This window comes from Kitasatospora sp. NPDC057512 (genome assembly GCF_042802135.1).
In the GTDB taxonomy this organism is placed as follows: Bacteria; Actinomycetota; Actinomycetes; order Streptomycetales; family Streptomycetaceae; genus Kitasatospora.
In genome coordinates this window covers 1-2,176 of sequence record NZ_JBHVET010001054.1, presented here as the reverse complement: position 1 = coordinate 2,176, position 2,176 = coordinate 1, and the positions used below count along the sequence as shown (strand labels likewise).

The 2,176-nt window shown below is 72.9% G+C and carries 1 protein-coding gene; it reads left to right on the top strand.

What is annotated here, in order from left to right:
* The coding region (gene glgB / locus ACFU6K_RS37485) for a 1,4-alpha-glucan branching enzyme (protein WP_380670897.1) at positions 1 to 2,142 on the top strand (2,142 nt) is incomplete at its 5' end.
* Between the last annotated feature and the right edge of the window lie 34 nt (positions 2,143 to 2,176).

Here is a 2,176-nt window from a genome sequence, read left to right as displayed (position 1 = left end):
GGGCAGCACCACGACCCGCACGCACTGCTCGGCGCGCACCCGGTGCACGGCGGCACGGCGATCCGGGTGCTGCGCCCGTTCGCCGAGCGGGTGGTCGTCGAGACCGCCCACGGACCGGCCGAACTCACCCACCAGCAGGGCGGGTTGTTCACCGGCCTGGTGGCCGGCGGCGAACCCCCGGAGTACACCCTGCTGGTGACGTACCCCGACGGCGAGCCGCTGCGCCAGCACGACGGCTACCGCACCCCGCCCACCCTCGGCGAGCTCGACCTGCACCTGATCTCCGAGGGCCGGCACGAGCAGCTGTGGCGGGCGCTCGGCTCGCACGTGCGCACCGTCGACGGGGTGGCCGGCACCGCCTTCGCGGTCTGGGCGCCGAACGCCGTCGGGGTGCGGCTGATCGGCGGCTTCAACCACTGGGACGGCACCGGGCACCCGATGCGCTCGCTCGGCTCGTCCGGGATCTGGGAGCTGTTCGTCCCCGGCCTGGCCGAGGGCGCCACCTACAAGTACGAGGTGCACACCCGGCAGGGCTGGGTGCTGGACAAGGCCGACCCGCTGGCCCGGGCCGCCCAGTGCCCGCCCGGCACCGCCTCGGTGGTCACCTCCTCCGACCACGTGTGGCAGGACGGCGAGTGGATGGCCCGCCGGGCCCGCGCCGCGCACCACCGGGCACCGATGTCGGTGTACGAGCTGCACCTGCCGTCCTGGCGCCCGGACCTCACCACCTACCGCGCCATCGCCGAGGAACTGCCGCGCTACCTCCAGGAGTTGAACTTCACCCACGTGGAGCTCATGCCGGTGATGGAGCACCCCTTCGGCGGCTCCTGGGGCTACCAGGTGTCCGGCTACTACGCCCCCACCGCCCGGCTCGGCGGCCCCGACGACTTCCGGTACCTGGTGGACACCCTGCACCGGCACGGCATCGGCGTGATCGTCGACTGGGTGCCCGCGCACTTCCCCAAGGACGACTTCGCGCTCGCCCGCTTCGACGGCGAGCCGCTGTACGAACCCGCCGACCCGCTGCGCGCCGAGCACCCCGACTGGGGGACGCTGGAGTTCGACTACGGCCGCAAGGAGGTGCGCAACTTCCTCGTCGCCAACGCGGTGTACTGGTGCGAGGAGTTCCACGTCGACGGCCTGCGGGTGGACGCCGTCGCCTCGATGCTCTACCTCGACTACTCCCGCGAGGGCGGCGACTGGACGCCCAACCGGTTCGGCGGCCGGGAGGACCTGGACGCGGCCTCCTTCCTCCAGGAGATGAACGCCACCGTCTACCGGCGCTGCCCGGGCGCGGTGACGATCGCCGAGGAGTCCACCGCCTGGGACGGGGTCACCCGCCCCACCGACGCCGGCGGCCTCGGCTTCGGGCTGAAGTGGAACATGGGCTGGATGCACGACTCGCTGGTCTACATGTCCAAGGAGCCGGTGCACCGCAAGTACCACCACAACGAGATCACCTTCTCGATGGTGTACGCCTTCTCGGAGAACTACGTCCTGCCGATCTCGCACGACGAGGTGGTGCACGGCAAGCGGGCGCTGGTCTCCAAGATGCCCGGCGACTGGTGGCAGCAGCGCGCCAACCACCGCGCGTACCTCGGCTTCATGTGGTCCCACCCGGGCAAGCAGCTGCTGTTCATGGGGCAGGAGTTCGCCCAGGGCGCGGAGTGGGACCACGAGCAGGGCCCGCAGTGGTGGGTGCTCGACGAGCGGTGGCCGGCCCGCGAGGAGCACCTCGGGGTGCGCCGGCTGGTCCGCGACCTCAACCGCCGCTACCTCGACACCCCGGCGCTGTGGGAGCTGGACACCGTCCCGGAGGGCTTCCGCTGGCTCGACGGCGGCGCCGCCGAGGACAACCTGCTCTCCTTCGTCCGGTACGCGGCCGACGGCTCGCCGCTGGTCGCGGTCTGCAACTTCTCGCCGGTCGTCCGGCACGGCCACCGGGTCGGCCTGCCCCGGCTGGCGGGCCGCGACCAGCTGTGGGAGGAGGCGCTGAACACCGACGCCGAGGAGTACGGCGGCAGCGGCGTCGGCAACTCCCACCCGGTCAAGGCCGAGCCGGTGGAGTGGGACGGCCAGCCCCGGTCCGCCGAACTGGTCCTCCCCCCGCTCGCCACCGTCTGGCTCCGCCCCGCGCGCTGAGCACCGGACGCCCCCGGCGCCCCGGGTGCCCGCC